General features: G+C 63.5%; 19 protein-coding genes. 7 read left to right on the top strand and 12 right to left on the bottom strand.

Annotation, left to right across the window (positions count from 1 at the left end; translation table 11 throughout):
• The first annotated feature begins 124 nt into the window (after positions 1-124).
• From GSQ90_RS09460 to GSQ90_RS09440, 5 genes are all read left to right on the top strand, one after another.
• Positions 125-1,081, top strand: coding sequence for a sulfonate ABC transporter substrate-binding protein (locus tag GSQ90_RS09460; RefSeq protein WP_158814589.1), 957 nt, complete (start codon positions 125-127; stop codon positions 1,079-1,081).
• A gap of 6 nt (positions 1,082-1,087) precedes the next feature.
• Positions 1,088-1,882 carry an aliphatic sulfonate ABC transporter permease SsuC gene (ssuC, locus tag GSQ90_RS09455; protein WP_158814588.1) on the top strand — a complete coding sequence of 265 codons (795 nt, stop codon included), beginning with the start codon at positions 1,088-1,090 and terminating at the stop codon, positions 1,880-1,882.
• The gene (locus GSQ90_RS09450) at positions 1,879-2,688 is read left to right on the top strand and encodes an ATP-binding cassette domain-containing protein (protein ID WP_158814587.1); all 810 of its coding nucleotides are present in this window, start codon (positions 1,879-1,881) and stop codon (positions 2,686-2,688) included. The genes ssuC and GSQ90_RS09450 overlap by 4 nt, the downstream gene beginning before the upstream one ends.
• Before the next feature lie 113 nt (positions 2,689-2,801).
• On the top strand, positions 2,802-3,164 hold the full coding sequence (locus GSQ90_RS09445; protein WP_158814586.1) for a nuclear transport factor 2 family protein: 363 nt from the start codon (positions 2,802-2,804) through the stop codon (positions 3,162-3,164).
• Between the two features lie 125 nt (positions 3,165-3,289).
• A complete protein-coding gene (locus GSQ90_RS09440; RefSeq protein WP_158814585.1) occupies positions 3,290-3,934 on the top strand; it encodes a L,D-transpeptidase in 645 nt (214 codons plus the stop codon).
• A gap of 148 nt (positions 3,935-4,082) precedes the next feature.
• Here GSQ90_RS09440 and GSQ90_RS09435 read toward each other — a convergent pair whose 3' ends face one another.
• Together GSQ90_RS09435 and GSQ90_RS09430 are read right to left on the bottom strand one after the other, a co-directional pair.
• Positions 4,083-4,970 (bottom strand): alpha/beta fold hydrolase, encoded by an 888-nt coding sequence (locus tag GSQ90_RS09435; RefSeq protein ID WP_158814584.1) that lies wholly within the window; start codon positions 4,968-4,970, stop codon positions 4,083-4,085.
• Between the two features lie 71 nt (positions 4,971-5,041).
• Positions 5,042-5,785 (bottom strand): SDR family NAD(P)-dependent oxidoreductase, encoded by a 744-nt coding sequence (locus GSQ90_RS09430; protein WP_158814583.1) that lies wholly within the window; start codon positions 5,783-5,785, stop codon positions 5,042-5,044.
• 134 nt (positions 5,786-5,919) lie between these two features.
• Here GSQ90_RS09430 and GSQ90_RS09425 point away from each other — a divergent pair, with 134 nt between their 5' ends.
• Positions 5,920-6,825, top strand: coding sequence for a LysR substrate-binding domain-containing protein (locus tag GSQ90_RS09425; RefSeq protein ID WP_158814582.1), 906 nt, complete (start codon positions 5,920-5,922; stop codon positions 6,823-6,825).
• A gap of 214 nt (positions 6,826-7,039) precedes the next feature.
• On the opposite strand, the gene GSQ90_RS09420 is transcribed toward GSQ90_RS09425, so the two are convergent.
• Genes GSQ90_RS09420 through GSQ90_RS09375 form a run of 10 tightly spaced genes read right to left on the bottom strand, consistent with a single transcriptional unit; the run spans position 7,040 to position 15,176 of the window.
• Positions 7,040-7,420 (bottom strand): hypothetical protein, encoded by a 381-nt coding sequence (locus GSQ90_RS09420; protein WP_158814581.1) that lies wholly within the window; start codon positions 7,418-7,420, stop codon positions 7,040-7,042.
• A 33-nt stretch (positions 7,421-7,453) separates the two neighbouring features.
• Entirely contained in the window at positions 7,454-7,996 is a 543-nt protein-coding gene (locus GSQ90_RS09415; RefSeq protein WP_158814580.1) for a chemotaxis protein CheD, read from the bottom strand.
• Complete coding sequence (locus GSQ90_RS09410; RefSeq protein WP_158814579.1) at positions 7,993-8,382, bottom strand: response regulator; 390 nt, start codon at positions 8,380-8,382, stop codon at positions 7,993-7,995. Before GSQ90_RS09410 ends, GSQ90_RS09415 begins: the two co-directional genes overlap by 4 nt.
• Before the next feature lie 11 nt (positions 8,383-8,393).
• Positions 8,394-9,431 carry a chemotaxis response regulator protein-glutamate methylesterase gene (locus GSQ90_RS09405; RefSeq protein WP_158814578.1) on the bottom strand — a complete coding sequence of 346 codons (1,038 nt, stop codon included), beginning with the start codon at positions 9,429-9,431 and terminating at the stop codon, positions 8,394-8,396.
• Complete coding sequence (locus GSQ90_RS09400; protein WP_158814920.1) at positions 9,428-10,312, bottom strand: protein-glutamate O-methyltransferase CheR; 885 nt, start codon at positions 10,310-10,312, stop codon at positions 9,428-9,430. Before GSQ90_RS09400 ends, GSQ90_RS09405 begins: the two co-directional genes overlap by 4 nt.
• A gap of 5 nt (positions 10,313-10,317) precedes the next feature.
• On the bottom strand, positions 10,318-10,785 hold the full coding sequence (locus tag GSQ90_RS09395; protein ID WP_158814577.1) for a chemotaxis protein CheW: 468 nt from the start codon (positions 10,783-10,785) through the stop codon (positions 10,318-10,320).
• Between the two features lie 3 nt (positions 10,786-10,788).
• On the bottom strand, positions 10,789-12,951 hold the full coding sequence (locus tag GSQ90_RS09390; RefSeq protein ID WP_158814576.1) for a chemotaxis protein CheA: 2,163 nt from the start codon (positions 12,949-12,951) through the stop codon (positions 10,789-10,791).
• A 23-nt stretch (positions 12,952-12,974) separates the two neighbouring features.
• Entirely contained in the window at positions 12,975-13,343 is a 369-nt protein-coding gene (locus GSQ90_RS09385) for a response regulator (RefSeq protein WP_158814575.1), read from the bottom strand.
• Positions 13,340-13,639 (bottom strand): STAS domain-containing protein, encoded by a 300-nt coding sequence (locus tag GSQ90_RS09380; protein ID WP_158814574.1) that lies wholly within the window; start codon positions 13,637-13,639, stop codon positions 13,340-13,342. The genes GSQ90_RS09385 and GSQ90_RS09380 overlap by 4 nt, the downstream gene beginning before the upstream one ends.
• 1 nt (position 13,640) lies before the next feature.
• Positions 13,641-15,176 carry a methyl-accepting chemotaxis protein gene (locus GSQ90_RS09375; protein WP_158814573.1) on the bottom strand — a complete coding sequence of 512 codons (1,536 nt, stop codon included), beginning with the start codon at positions 15,174-15,176 and terminating at the stop codon, positions 13,641-13,643.
• 406 nt (positions 15,177-15,582) lie between these two features.
• Between GSQ90_RS09375 and GSQ90_RS09370 the strand changes: the two genes are divergently transcribed.
• Complete coding sequence (locus GSQ90_RS09370) at positions 15,583-16,092, top strand: hypothetical protein (protein WP_158814572.1); 510 nt, start codon at positions 15,583-15,585, stop codon at positions 16,090-16,092.

Raw genomic sequence — 16,092 nt, 5'->3', positions numbered from 1 at the left:
CTTGCACTGACGCTGAGGCGCCGAGGATGAATTTGGCCCTATTTTCTTTCATTGATTGCTATTTGTCTATAGAAAATATATGTTGATTGGCTTCACGATATGACAAGGGCCTAGGAAATTGGCGATGAAGAGCTTTTTGGGACGAATCGCGCGCATCGTCGTCGCCTCAGCGATCCTAGCGGCTTTCGCGGGCGCCGCCGCCGAGGCCGCGGACAAGGTTGTGCGGGTCGGCTACCAGAAATATGGCACATTCCTGCTTTTGAAGGCGCGCGGGTTGCTCGAGAGGAAACTCGCGCCGCTTGGCTATTCCGTCGCCTGGACGGAGTTTCCCGGCGGCCCGCAATTGCTCGAGGCGCTCAATGTCGGCGCTCTCGATTTCGGCATCACCGGCGAAGCGCCGCCGATCTTCGCGCAGGCCGCCGGAGCGCCCCTCGTTTATGTCGCCAATGAACCGCCGGCGCCGCGCGGCGAGGAAATCCTGGCGCCAAAAGACAGCCCCATTCACAGCATCGCCGAGCTCAAGGGCAAGACCGTCGCGCTGAACAAAGGCTCAAACGTCCATTATTTGCTGGTCAAGGCGCTAGAGAAGGCCGGCCTGAAATACACGGACATCAAGACCGTCTTTCTGACGCCGGCGGACGCACGCGCCGCTTTCGAAAACGGCTCGGTCGACGCCTGGGCGATTTGGGATCCTTTCGCGGCCGCCGCCGAAATAACGCTTGAGGCGCGCGTCCTCACCAATGGCGAGGGGGGCGTGGCCGCCAATCGGGAATTTTATCTGGCCGAGCAGAAATTCGCGACGGCCAATCCGGCGGCGGTCGACGCCGTTCTCGCCTCCGTCAGGGAGATCGATGATTGGGCGAAGGATCATATCGACCAAGCCGCGAGCGAACTTAGTCCCGCGGTCGGCATTCCCGCGCCGATCCTGAAACTGGCGCTCGGTCGGCAGTCCTGGGGCGTCCAGCCGATCAACGCCGACGTGACCGCCGACCAGCAGAAAATCGCCGATGCGTTCTATGGCCTCGGGCTGATCCCCAAGCCGATCAAGATCAGCGACGCCGTGCGCGCCAACGGCAGTTGAGGTCCCATGACGCGCTTGTCCCTCCGCCCACCCGACAGCCTCGCCCCGTGGATTCTGCCCGTCGCGCTTCTCGTCGGCTGGGAGTTCGCGGCCGACAGCGGCCTGATCGCCGCGCGCGTGTTGCCCGCGCCGAGCGCGGTCGCGCGGGCCTTTTGGCAGACCTGGCAAGACGGCAGCCTTGTGCAGAACGTCGCCGTCAGCGCCGGGCGCGCGTTGCAGGGGCTGCTGATCGGCGGCCTGCTCGGCCTCGCGCTTGGCATCGTCAACGGCCTCTGGCGCCCGGCTGAAGTCGCGCTTGATTCCTCCCTGCAGATGCTGCGCAACATCCCGCATCTCGCCATCATCCCGCTCGTCATTCTATGGTTCGGCATCGGCGAGGAGGCGAAGATTTTTCTTGTTTCGATCGGCGTTCTCTTCCCCGTCTACATCAACACCTATCATGGCGTGCGCACCATCGATCCGGCCCTCGTCGAAATGGCGCGGGTTTATGGCCTGGGGCCATTGGCTTTGTTCTGGCGCGTCATTCTACCCGGCGCCCTGCCCTCCATATTCGTCGGGCTGCGCTATGGCCTTGGCATCATGTGGCTCACCTTGATCGTCGCCGAGACGATCTCGGCGTCCTCGGGCATCGGCTATATGACGATGAACGCGCGCGAATTCCTGCAAACCGATGTCGTCCTGCTCGGAATCATCATCTACGCCCTGCTCGGCAAGTTCTCGGACGTGATCATAAAACTCTTCGAACGCGCCGCGCTCGCGTGGCATCCGAGCTACGCCAGACCCATTGAGGCCCATGCATGAGTTCGCAGGCGCAGCTTTTCCAGGACGCCTCTTTTGCGTCTTCGCAGCAGCTTCGCGCGCCCGACATCGAGGAGGCGCGGACCGCATCGTCCGCCCGCAGCGGTCTGGCGATCGAGCTTCGCTCGGTATCCAAGGCGTTCGGTCCGCGCGAAGTGTTGAAAGGCCTCGATCTGACCATCCGGCCCGGCGAATTCGTCGTCGTGGTCGGCCGATCGGGCGGCGGCAAATCGACCCTGCTGCGCCTTGTCGCCGGCTTAGAGCGCCCGAGCGCCGGCGCGATCGCGATCGACAACCAGCCGGTCGCGGGACTGCAGGGCGCCGCGCGCATGATGTTCCAGGATGCGCGTCTGCTGCCCTGGCAGAGCGTGATCGCCAATGTCGGAATCGCGCGCGGGCCGGAATGGCGCGCGCGCGCGCTAGAGGCTCTGGCGGCCGTCGGCCTTGCCGATCGCGCCAACGATTGGCCGCGCATCCTGTCGGGCGGCCAGCGCCAGCGCGTCGCCCTCGCCCGCGCGCTCGTCAGCCGGCCCAGCGTGCTCCTGCTCGACGAACCCTTCGGTGCGCTCGACGCCCTGACTCGCGTCGAAATGCACCGGCTGCTTGAGAGCCTGTGGCGCGAATATGGGTTCACCGCATTGCTGATCACCCACGATGTCGCCGAGGCGGTGGCGCTTGGCGACAGGGTGCTGGCGCTGCGCGAGGGCGCCATCGCGCTCGATCTGCCGATCCCGCATAAGAGGCAGCAGCGCGATGCCAGCGACGCGGAGCTCGCCGCATTGCAGGCGCGGGTTCTGGCTGCGGTGTGAGCGGGGCGGCGCGATGACCCGCCAGCCGCTTCTCGCGCACTATGATTGATATTGGACGCCCCAGTCGTCAATCGCGAGCGGCAGCTTTATGATAGGCTCATGGGGAGTTCATCATGACCTTGGAAGAAGCCCGGCGGAAGGCCGCCGCTTGGTGCGCCGCCTGGAACGATCGCGACCTCGACGCGATCATGAGCCATTACGCCGAAAATGTCGCTTTCTCTTCGCCCACCGTCGTCGCCCGCTGGGGCCTTGCTGACGGATGGTTGCACGGCAAGGCCAAACTCCGCGACAATTTCGCCATCGGCGTGAAAGCGCCAGGCTTGCATTTCGAACTGATCGACGTGCTCCTCGGCGTGAACGCCATGTGCGTCATTTACCGCCGCGAAAGCGGCATGCTGGTGAGCGATCTCGTCGAGTTCGATGAACATGGCCACGGCGAACGCGTGTTCGCCTGCTACGGCCAGCCGACAGGATGAGAGGCCGCCATTTGAACCGGCTCGCACCCGGCGCCGCAATAATTGCGGCAAATCATGGACCTCGTCCCGATTTCGCCATTTTTGTTTTCGACAAGCAGGCGCAGGGCATATGGGGGCGGTCATCCATGCGTTATGCGCGAAATCTTCTCCTGATCAGCCTCGCGAGCTTCGCGATCTCGACGAACGGGGGAACGGCCGCGTCTCTGTTTCCTCTCCCGGACGTCTTTGCGCCGCCGCCGGCGGCCCACGCTGATCTGCCGGCCGACGCCGATCCCTATTATTCGACGCCTGGCGGCTTCGACAAAGACGTCGACATGAGCCTGTCGACGCGTCGGGAAATCGCCGATCCCACCGGGGAGCCGGCGGGCACGCTCACCATCAACACGCGACTGCGCAAGCTGTTTCTGTCGCTCGGCGACGGACGGGCGATCCAGTATGGGATCGGCGTGGGGCGCCAGGGCTTCGCCTGGAAGGGAACCGCAGAAGTCGGCCGGAAGGCGTTCTGGCCCGGCTGGACGCCGCCGCCGGAAATGCTGGAGCGTCGCCCGGAGCTGCCGGCCCATATGGACGGCAGTATGGAGAATCCGCTCGGCGCGCGCGCCCTCTACTTATTTCAGGACAACAAGGACACGCTGTTTCGCATCCACGGGACCAACGAGCCCAATTCGATCGGCAAAGCCGTATCGTCCGGCTGCATCCGGATGCTCAACTCCGACGTGATGGATCTCTATCAGCGGGTCGCGAAGGGAACGCGCGTCGTCGTCCTTTGACCGCGCGAAATGGCTCGCGCTTCGCTGAACCCTACGACTTCCGTCAGCGTCCCATACGAGCGCAATCTCGGGTCAGGATCGCCGATCGCGACGCGGGTTCTCCTCGATCGAGATGGGATGTCCAGGCCCCGGAATTTTCATCCGCTTGTCAGTCATGGCTTGTATCCTCTTCAATCGAAAACGGCGCCTCGGCATTCAGGAACCGCGTCATGTCAGCGACAAACAGCGCCGGATATTGAAACAGAGAGCCGTGCGCCGAATCGGGATAGATGACCAGTTGAGCGTTGGGCAGATTCTGCTGCAGGATGTACGAGTTGATCGTATAAATGATGACGTCATTGCTGCCGTTGACGATCAGAGTCGGCTGTTTGACGTCTTTCAAATAATCCCAGGCGTGTTCGCGCTTGGCGCCCCATTTGGCGATTGCAGCGCGCTGCGCCAGCGAGGCCTTCTCAGTTACCGGAGGGTCGCGATCTTTGGTGCGAATCTGAGAGCGTTTGAGAAACTGGCGTCCGGCGGCTTGGCTCGCGTCCGAGGGCGTAAAGTGAACGCGAAGCCAAAGATCGTCCGGATGCTCATGGGCAGCGCCAAAGATCTGCTTGCCTTCCGGCGTGCCGGTATCCATGCTCTCGCCGCTTCGCGGTCCAGTGCCGACTAGCACCAGGCGGCGGACGAGATCTGGGGCTTGCACCGCAATTTCCTGTGCGACGAGACCGCCGATCGAAAAGCCGAGAACGTCGACCTGCTCGAGTCCGATCGCTTTGATGAAGGCGATCGCGTTGGCGCCCATCTCGGCGATCGAGCCCGGAACATCGCCCGAACTGCTCGAGACGCCGGCATTGTCAAACAGGATGACTTCGCGCTCTTTAGCGACGCCGTCGGTCACCGCCGGATCCCAATGGTCCATCGTACCCATGTAATGCATGTTGAAGACGAGCGGCGCGCCGCCCGGTTTGCCGAAACGTCGGTAGGCGAAGCGGATGCCGCCCGCCTCCACGAACTGCGTCGGCGCCGTTTTATGAGTATATTGTGTCATTGGGATTACCTCTTGAATCGACGCCTGAGTCGCCAAACAGGCGCGGAGGAAGCTTCGCGCCTGGACGGGAGTCAGTGGCTCTTGCCGCCATCGACATTGAGAACGTGGCCGGTGATGAACGATGCTTCGTCCGATGCGATGAAGACGATGGCGTTCGCGATCTCCTCCGAGCGGCCGAGGCGATTCATCGGAACGCTCGTCATCAAGGCCGCTTTGTTCTCCGGCGTGCCCGTAAAGCGGGTTAGCATACCGGTATCGATCGGCCCGGGCGCTACGACGTTTACGCGGATCCCCGATTTCACGGTCTCCAGGGCCACCGACTTGGTGATGCCTTCGACGGCGTGCTTGCTGCCGACATAGACAGAGGCGCCTGCCGCCCCCTCGTGGCCGTAGGTAGAGGAGATGTTGATGATGCTGCCGCTGCCCTGCTTCTGCATGACGCGCACCTCGTGCTTCATGCTCAAGAGCACACCGAGAACATTCGTATCGAACGTCGCAGCGTAGCTTTCCGCAGTCTGATCCGTGATCGGGCCAACCTGACCCTCGGTGCCGGCGTTGTTTACTGCAGCATCGAGGCGGCCAAATCGCGCGACGGTTTTGTCGACCAGGGCGCGGACGTCCTCCTCCTTCCGTACATCGGTGTTGATGAACTCGGCTTCGGAGCCAAAGGAACGCAGTTCCTTGACGAGCGCGTTGCCGGCCTCGTCACGCCGACCGGCGACGACGACCTGCGCGCCGTTCTTTGCAAAGGCGACAGCGGTGGCGCGACCGATGCCTGTGAGAGCTCCTGTGATCAGGACAACTTGCTTGTTCATTAGGATACTCCTGGATCTGTGGTGTGGATAAAGCTTTCGATAGCAAAGCCTTGTATGGGTTAGCTGGGCACGGATGGCGCTTTCGGAAAAGACTTTGTAGGCTGGGCGGCATATCTCCCAGGCATGGAATGGTTATGGAGTTGAGACATCTGCGTTATTTCGTGGCCGTGGCCGAAGCGGGCAATCTCACGACCGCCGCGAAGCGGCGGCTCCATACCTCACAGCCCTCGCTGAGCCGGCAGATTCGCGATCTGGAATACGAGGTCGGCGCCGAGTTGCTGTCGCGCAGCGTTCGTGGCGTCGAATTGACCGCTGCGGGTAGGGCGTTTCTCGACCACGCCCGCTTGGCGCTGATGCAGGTCGACGCTGCTGTCGAAGCGGCGCGCACGGAGGCGCGTCCGGCAAAGAAGACGTTCGCGATCGGCTTCCAAACCGGTCAGGAGATGGACTGGTTGCCGCGGGTGATGGCCGTGCTGCGCGACGAGCTGAAGAACATTGAAGTCGCTATCAGCAGCGACTATTCGCCCGACCTTGCCGACGCGCTTGCCCGCGGCCGGCTGGATCTGGCCTTCCTACGCGCGGAGCCTGGCTATGATCTCGGGTACCACGTTGTGGATCGGGAACCACTCATCGTCCTCATGCCGAGCGACCATCGTCTCGTCGCCAAGCAGGCAATTCATCCACGCGAGCTCGTCGGGCAGATTTTCATCGGCGGCTCCAAGAAAGCCACCGTGTTGCGCGCCGTTACCGAGGCTTACCTTCGGCGGGCGGGCGTGGACATCAAGCTCGACCACGGCGTGGACAACCTGGCGATGGCCATGTCTTTAGTCTCCTCGACTCGGGGGCTGGCGCTGATGCCCGCCTATGCCAAGAACCTTTTGCCCGCGTCCGTGGTCAGCCGACCGCTGGAAGGCGAGGCGCCGATGATCGATGTCGCAGTGGGTTACAGCAAGTCGAACACCTCGCCGATCCTGAAACTGTTCCTGTCGCGCCTCGACGAACTGGTCGGGCCGAACAAACCCGCGTCGCGTCAAGCCTGAGAGTCTGTCCAGGAATATCATCTCGAATTGCATAACTTTCGCATCATGAGGCGGATGGCATTATGCGAAGTTACGGTGATGGTGTGGACGGCGCTCGCACCGGCGTCTGGCTCATTGAGAACCAATCCAGACAAGGCTACCAAAGCCTCAGTCTGGGTTGCTTCGTCGCTGCGCTCCCTCGCAATGACGACGAATGGTTTCGATCAAGAAGGTCCTAAAAAAACTCAAGCTCCCCCGCTCCAGCCGGGTCGGATGCCGGCCCGCGCGCGCCTTGGGAAACCAGGCGGGCCGCGAGATCGGAGAGATGGACGGCGCGCGAGGCGGAATGGGGATTGACCAGCCAATCCTCGGGCGCCGCGCCGCCCAAAGCCTCGGCGAAATTGGCGACGCCGGAAAGGTTTTGTCCCAGGCGATCGAAATTCTGCAATTCGCGCATGGCGTCGCCATCGCGAATGGCGCTGGCCGCGACGAGGCGCCCGACCAGGGATTGCAGATTGTCGACGACCTGCGTGAGATCGCGCAGCTCATCGGCGATCCGCTGCAACAGATCGGCGACGGGCATCGTCCGGGATTTTGGCGTCTCGAAAGAATTCATTGTCATCTCTCACGCTCTCACGTCGCGCGCCTCTCAGAACAGTTCGACCTCTCCGCCCAGCGCCCGCAGCGGAAGGCTGGCGCTCGGCGACGTAAAGGCTTCGTTCTTACGCATGGCGGCTTGCCGCGCCCGCCCGGAGGTCGGCCAGAACTGGATGCGGCGGCCGCGATCGCCCCCGAGGCTACCGCCCGCATAGGCGATGCCTTCATGGCGAAGAAATCGTTCGGCGAACTGGCTGTTGAGGGCACCGATGTCGCATAATCCCTGCATCGTCGCCGAGCCGCCAAACAGCTTGGCCTCCAGGCGCTCGCGGCGGGCGCCGTGGCGCAGGAGATCGTTGACGAGAAGCTCCATCAGATGAACGCCATAACTCTCCGCCGCGCGCGTTTGCGACCGGTCGTCGGTCCCGGGCAGCAGGAAATGGTTCATGCCGCCGACCTGCGCCTCGGGGTCGCGCATGCAGGCGGCGACGCAGGAGCCCAGCAGCGTCGTGAGCATGACGCCTGGATCGGTGCTGACGCAATATTCGCCCTGCATGACATGGATCCGGCGCTCGATCACTTCGACTGTTCTCATCCGAGCCGCCCGACCACCGCCTCAATGGAGGTTCTCAGAGAGTCGACGGTAAAAGGCTTGGCGAGGAGGTTGTTCAAACCATATTTCCTTCCCTGCGCGACGACCGCGTTGTCGCCGCGGCCCGTCACCAGAATGAACGCCGCCTTTTTGATCGGCTCGCATTCGCGCACCGCGCGCAGCAGACCCAGGCCATCGAGCTTGGGCATATTGAGGTCGGAAATGACGAGGTGCGACGGCTTGGCGATCATCGCGTGAAGCCCCTCTTCGCCATCCCTGGCGATCGAGACATTCTTCATGCCGATCTGGTCGAGCGCGTCGCAGATCAGCGCGCGGCTGACCGAGGTGTCGTCAACGACCAAAACCCTGAGTTGATCCCTGAGCGCCATCGCCATCGCCTCTATGGATTCCGCGGCGAGGCGGCGGTCAGTATCTCTTGTCCGAGCCGGGTCAGCGGCAATTGTTTTTGCACGGCTCCCCATTCGAACGCCACGCGGGGCATTCCATAGATCACGCTGCTGGCTTCGTTCTGGCCGAGCGTGCGCGCGCCGGCCTTGCGCATTTCGAGCAGCCCGGCGGCCCCGTCCCGGCCCATGCCCGTCAAGATCACGCCGACCGCTTTTTCGCCGACCGCCTTGCCGACGGAGGCGAACAGCACATCCACCGACGGCCGATGGCCGTTGACGGCCTCGCCCGGACGCAGGCGGCAATACAAACGCCTCGAGCCGACGACCTCAAGATGCGCGCGGCCGCCTGGCGCCAGATAGATATGGCCCTGCTCGAGCGCCGCGCCGTCGCTGGCCTCGCTGACGCTTGGCGCGCAGATCCGGTCAAGCCGCTGCGCCAGACTCCGGGTGAAATTCGCGGGCATATGCTGGGTGATGACGGTCGGCGGGCAATTGGCGGGAAATTCCGAGAGCACGGCGATCAACGCTTCGACGCCGCCCGTCGAGGCGCCGATCGCGACGACCCGCCCGTCATGGATATAGCCGGGCGTCTGGCGAGCGCTGGACCGCGGCTCGACGCGGCGCGGCGCGCTCGGCCGCACGAAGGCGCCCGCCGCCATTTTCACGATCGCCGGCAGCTCGCCGAAAGCGTCCTCGTCGCCGCTTGACGGCTTGGCGACGCAATCGACGGCGCCTGTTTCGAGGGCGCGTATCGTGGCGTCGCCGCCGCTCGTCGTCAGGCTCGACACCATGATCACCGGCATCGGCCGCAGCCGCATGATTTTTTCAAGAAATTCGATGCCGTTCATGTTCGGCATTTCGACATCGAGCGTGATCACATCCGGATTCAAGGCCTTGATCGCCTGACGGGCTTCAATGGGATCGGCGGCCTGTCCGACGACTTCGACTTCCGGATCGCGCTCGAGGGCGGCCCGGATCAATCCGCGCATGGTCGCGGAATCGTCGACGACGAGAACGCGAACCGGCCTCATGTTCGCGCGCTCCCGCTCAGGCGGTAGGTCGTGATCTCGACATTTTCGAGCGCGCTGAGCGCGGCGCCCGACACGCGTTCGGAATGACCGATATAGAGCCAGCCGCCCGGAGACAGAAGCGGCAGGATCCGACTCCAGAGCTGCGATTGCGTCGCTTCCTCGAAATAGATGACGACATTGCGGCAAAATATCGCGTGAAACTGGCCGCGCATCGGCCAATCGCCGATCAGATTGAGTTCGCGGAACGCGACGAGCGCGCGCAGGTCGTCGTTGACGCGAAGAAAGCCTCGCGCTTCTCCCGGAACCGCCTCGAACCAGCGCCGCTTCATCTCGAGCGGCACATCGCGAAGCTCGGCGGCCCCATAGGCGCCGACGCGTCCTTTGGCCACCATATAGGGGTCGATATCGGTCGCGAGAATCTTGATGTCGCGCGAGGCCGCGTCCGGCATGAGCGAGAGGATGGCCAGAGCGATGGAATACGCCTCCTGGCCGCTCGAACATCCCGCCGACCACAGACGCACCGGGGCGCCCTGGCGCGCGGCCTCGAGCAAGGGCGGCAGAACGCGGGTCTTCAGATGCTCGAAATGGTGCGGCTCGCGAAAAAACCGCGTCACATTGGTCGTGAGGGCGGCCAGCATGTTGACGCGCTCCTCGCCGTCGACGGCCACCAGCTTGCAATATTGGCGAAAACTCTCGATGCGCAGCGCCCGCAACCGCTTGGCGAGCCGCGAATAGACCAAGGTGGCTTTCGACTCGCGCAGATGAATTCCGGACTCCCGCCGAAGCAGGACGGCAATACGGTTGAAGTCCTCATTGGTGAACGGGAACTCTCCCGCTCCGGACTCCCGCCCCGTTTCAATCCGCCGCAACGCGCCCGCCATAACGCTCACGCCGCATCGCGCAATGTTTTTGGCAGGATCTCGTCCAGCGCGATCAGGCTGATCATTCTCTGATTGATCGCTAGAACGCCGCGGACAAATGTCTTGGCCATTTCCGACGCGACATCCGGCGTCGGCTGAACCATATCGTCGGTGACGGTGAGTATTTCAGACACGGCGTCGACAAGCAGGCCGACGATCTGCTTGCCGACCTGCGCCACGATAATGACGTGGCGCGAAGTCGGCTCGACGCATGCCAGGCCGAGGCGCGCCGCCAGATCGACGATCGGCAACACCACGCCGCGCAGATTGATCACGCCGCGCACGAAATCGGGCGAATGCGGCAAGGCGGTCGCCGGGGTCCAGCCGCGGATCTCGCGCACCGACACGATGTCGACGCAAAACTCCTGGGCGCCGATACGGAACGCCATCAGTTCGACGCCATTGGGCGTGGGGCTCGTCATCATCTCGCTCATGGTTCAACCTGCTTCTGCGAATGGGAGGTCGGCGGGCGCGACGTCGCCGCGCGAGCGGGCGACCAAAGCGTCGACGTCGAGAATCAAGGCGACGCGGCCGTCGCCCAGAATCGTCGCCGCGGCAATGTCGGGAACATGGCAGTAATTGGCTTCCAGGCTCTTGATGACCACCTGGCGCTGATCCTGAATCGTATCGACGAGCAGAGCATTCCTGGCGCGGCCTTCCGTCTCGATCAGAATGACGACGCTGGTGAGCGGATCGGCGGGAACGGTGCGGAAACCCAGGGCGCGGCCCACGTCGATCAGGGGCACGAAGCTGCCGCGAATAGCCAGGACATCGGCGCCTGACCCCAGCGCGTGCACATCACCGCTCTTGGGCCTGAGCGTCTCCACGATGGCGGTCAGGGGAACGACGAGGGTCTGGCCGCTGGTCGATACAACCATGCCGTCGAGAACGGCCAGGGTCAGCGGCAGACTCATGGTGAAGGTCGAGCCTTTGCCGGGTCGCGAGGCGATGGAAATGCGCCCGCCCAAAGCCTGGATCGACCGCTTGACGACATCCATGCCGACGCCGCGTCCCGAAATATTGGACAGTTCCGAAACCGTCGAGAAGCCCGGCAGAAAGATGAGATTGTCAATCTCGGCGTCGGTGAGCTGGGCGTCGGCGGGGATGAGGCCCTTGCCGATCGCCACATCCCGCACGCGCGCGCGATCGATCCCGGCGCCGTCATCGGCGACCTCGATAATGACCCGGCCCGACCGATGCGCCGCCGAAAGCCGCACGATTCCTTCGGAGAGTTTGCCGGCGGCGGCGCGGCTGTGCGGCGCCTCCAGGCCATGATCGATCGCATTGCGAATGAGATGGGTGAGCGGATCGGCCAGCCGTTCGACAACGGTCTTGTCGATCTCGGTGCTTTCGCCCTCCGTCTTGAGGCGCGCGGACTTGCCCGTCGCGTCGGCGACCTCGCGAACGATGCGCGACATCCGCTGAAACAAGGATTTGACGGGCTGCGCGCGGATCGCCATGACGCTTTCCTGAATCTCGCGCGTCAATTGTTCAAGCTCGTCAAGACCGACCGTGACGGCCGAACCGTTGGCGAAGCCCGCCTCGATAATGCGCTGCGAGAGCATGGCCTGGTTGATGACGAGTTCGCCGACGAGATTGATCAATCGGTCGACGCGATCGAATTCGACGCGGATCGTCGCGGCCGGAGGAGCAATTTCATTTTTGGCGATATCCGCCTTCGCCGGCGGCGCGGCGGATCGACCCTCGGACGGCGCTGCGTCCGCGACGAGTTTCAAAGGCGCATTCGCATGGACGGGCGCGGGGCGTTGGACGAACGCGGGCGCGCGCGATTCGGCGCCCATCTCCGCCTGAACCCTACGGATCAGCGCCGCGACATCGGATGGCGCGGGCGCCGGAATCGCCGCGCCTTCGATCGTAAGATCGCAGTCGCCCTCGACGAACTCGAAAACCTCGCGAATTTCCGCTTCGTCCCGCGTGGTGACGAGTTCAACCGTCCAGGCGAAATAGGCGCCGTCCGCATCGAGCTCGCCAAGAAGCGGAAGCGCCGACGCGTCGCAGGCGACCGTCATCTCGCCGAGCCGGGCAAGTTCGCGCAGCAGCAGCACGGATTCGTTGGCGTTGGCGTAAAGCTCGCGCTTCGGCTTGAAATATATCGTGAAAACACGAGGCGGGCGCGCGGGCGCAACGGGAGCGTCGATATCGTCGAAGCTCACGCGCACGGGTTGAAAGTCGGCAAGCTCGATGGCGTCGTGGGACGCGTCGCTCAAGGCGCGACACTCCTCCAACGCCGGAAGCCATTTCGCCTCATCGAGGCGATCGCCTTCGCGCGCAGCGGCCACAAGGTCGGCGAGGACATCGGCGGTGCGCAGCACGACCTTCATGACCTCGGGCGACGGCGGCAGTTGGCCGATCCGGATCTGATCGAGCGTTGTCTCGAAAATATGGGCGAAGCGCACGAGATCGTCGAGCTTGAAGGCGCCGGCGCCCCCCTTGATGGAATGGACCGCGCGGAAGACCGCATTGACCGTCTCGGAATCGGCGGCGCCTTCGTTCATCGCGAGCAAGCCCGATTCAAGTTCTGCGAGTTGCTCCTCGCATTCCTGAAAGAAGGTCAGCTTTATCGTCTCGATCGTGTCCAAGCGCTTGACTTTCCTAAAAGAATTCAGGCGGCGACGCGGCGGATCGCCTCGACGAGCTTCAAGGAATCGAACGGCTTGACGATCCAACCGGTGGCGCCGGCCTGGCGGGCGCGGTTCTTCTTTTCGCCATCGCTCTCCGTCGTCAGCACAAGAATGGGAATGGCGCGAAATCGCGCGTCCTTGCGGACCGCCTCGATGAAGCCGAACCCGTCGAGTTTGGGCATGTTGAGGTCCGTGACGATAACGTCGGGCGTTTCCGCCGCGCACAACATTTCGAGCCCCTGCAGGCCGTCAACGGCCTGCGTGACGCGATAGCCGGCCTCCACCAGCGCGAGATTCAACATGTCGCGCATGGTGCGGGAATCATCGACCGTCAGTATGACTTTGCTCATTGCGCTGCTTCTTCTGTTGCGATTTCGGCCAGTCCGATTCCGAGAAGCGAAAAGGTCTCGCGGAACTCAGGTGAGGGTTCCGTCACGCAAAGCGCGAAGTCATCGGCTTGCCAGGTCGAGACCGCCGACATGATGACCTGGGCGCATTGGGCGCCGATGCGTTGAACCTGGGCGGCGTCGACGGCGAGTTCGGCGCCGCGCAAGGCGCGAAAGGACTCGGCCAGAGGCCCGGCGCGCGTGATGTCCAGAATCTCGGGAAGCCGCAGCGTCTGCATGGTCCCTTGCGTTTGTTTCATCCTAGAACTCCTCCCAGCCATCGGCGACCGCGGCGACGGGCGCGCCATTCGCAACCATCGCCTTGGGCGTCGCGCGCTCGATCCGCGGCGCCGATCGGCGCGTCTCCGTGCGGGCGCCGTTTCCGGCTGCGGCCCGGAAAGCGTGCGGCGCGGCCTTTTGCAGTTCGCGGCGCATGGAACCGTCCCGCGCCCGGCCGATTTGGAATTGGCTGACGAGGCCCGACAATTGGGCGGTCTCCCCGGTCAGCGAACGGCTCGCCGCCGTCGATTCTTCGACCATCGCCGCATTTTGCTGCGTCACCTGATCCATCCGATTGATGGCGGCGTTGACTTCGTCGAGGCCGGTGGATTGCTCCTTCGCGCCCGCCGCGATTTCGGAAACGACAATGTTGATCTCACCGACCTGCGCCATGATCCGTTCAAGCGAATTGCCGGTCTCCGCCACCAGCTTGACGCCGTGATCCACCTGCCCGGTCGATGCTGAAATCAGGCCCTTGATCTCCTTGGCCGCCGCCGCCGAGCGCTGTGCGAGCGCGCGCACTTCGGACGCCACGACGGCAAAGCCGCGGCCGGCGTCGCCGGCCCGCGCCGCCTCAACCCCGGCGTTCAGCGCCAGCAGATTGGTCTGGAACGCGATTTCGTCGATCACGCCGATGATCTGGCTGATCTGGCGCGCCGAGCTGGCGATGGCGTCCATCGCCTCGACGGCCTGCCGGACCACCAACGCGCTTTTCTTGGCGTCGACATCCGCGACTGTGACGACCTGACGGGCATGGGCGGCGCCTTCGGCGGCTTTCTTGACGGTCGCCGTGATCTGGTCGAGCGCCGCCGCCGTCTGTTCGAGGCTGGCCGCCTGCTGCTCGGTGCGGCGCGAGAGATCGTCGGAGGCCGTCGAGATTTCCCGCGCGCCCGCCTCGATCGCCTCCGCGCTCGAGGCGACCGCCTGCATCGTCTGCTTCAGTTTTTCGACCGAGGCGTTGAAATCCTTGCGCAGCCTCTCCGTCTTCGCGGCGAAAGGCGTATTGATGGGCAAGATCAGATCGCCGCTGGCGAGCCGGCCCAGGCCCTGCCCCAAAGCCTCGATGGCGAATTGGTCCTGGCGGCCCTCTTGGGCCCGCTCCGCCTCGCGCTCGGCGCGTTCGTCTTCGACTAGGCGAATCTGCGCCCCGGCTTGCGCCTCAGCGTCGGTTCTGGCGACCGCCGCTTCGAGAAGGGACTGCATGGCCTTCGCGATGCGGCCGACGCCATCGCGATAGCGGGTGAAGGGAATCGGCGACGCGATGTCTCCGGCCGCCAGCGCTTCCATCCGCGCGACCGTCGCCACGTAGGGCGCGGCGAGCGCGCGTCCAAAGGCGACGCTAAAGACCGCCAAAAGCAGGACGATCGCGCCGCCGGCGGCCAAAGCGTCAACGGCAGGCAATTGCTGCGAGGCGACGAGATAAAGGAGGACGAGCAAGGACGCCGTCAGGACGAATTGGAGACCGAACGCAATCGACAGCTTCAATTTGATCGACGCCGATTCCCTGAACCAAATCATTACCCGCCACCCTCGTATAACTATGCGTTATTTCTATTTGTCCACGATTATGAGGCTAATTTATTATCTATTTATTTACCTTGATCGGCGCATTGGCGAATGTTTACTCAACAACATTCGCTTCAGCTTCTAAATATCGGCCTGAGCGCAATTCGGATTGTTGGGAGATGGTATGTCAGACTTCGACTGACACAATCTGGCGGCGTCATGCCTTTGAATCGGCTGGCGCGCCCCCGGATTCAACAGATCGTCCGTCATAGTTAAACGACGGCGGTTAATAACAAATCAATTGACGAAGGCGGCGCCGGTCGCGCCGGCGGGAAATCAGGTCCATCAACGCGCCGCGCCCAGTCTCGCGCAAGCTCTGGCTGTTTCAACTGAACGCGTGTCCGCGACGGGAAACGATATGCTTTCGGAAGTGCTGACCTCGCTCAAAGAGGTCAAATTGCAGCTTCAGCGCCAACTTGCGCAACAACCGGAATATCGCGCGCTGTTGGTCGTCGACCGGGCGGCGGCGCAGCTCGCTGAGATTCTCGGCCCCCAAGATCCGCCCGCCGCTGTGCCTTCCGCAGGCGCGGTGGAAGACGCGCCGCCCCCGCCCGCCGCCGCCGAGCCGGTGAACGCGGTCTCGCAGGACGAATATCGCGTGCAGGATGCACCGGTCGAAACGGCCGCTGCGATCGAGGAGCCCGCAGTGGCTCCGTCATCCCTCGCGCAGCTCGAAAATCGCATCGCGGATGCGCCCGCTCCTGCGCAGGCTCCGACGGAGGAACCCGTCAAGGCTGCGCCGCACCCGATCGATCGCTTTCTTTCTTCATCCGCGCCAAGCGCCGCCCCTGTCGCCAAGGCGCCGGAACCCCGGGGCTATCTGCCCTTCGTCGGCGCGCCGCGCCTAGTCAAAAACAGCCGATTTTGA

This window comes from Methylocapsa sp. S129 (assembly GCF_009765995.1).
Lineage (GTDB): Bacteria > Pseudomonadota > Alphaproteobacteria > Rhizobiales > Beijerinckiaceae > Roseiarcus.
The sequence above is the reverse complement of the archived record's forward strand: the minus strand, read 5'-3'. Positions and strand labels throughout refer to the sequence as shown.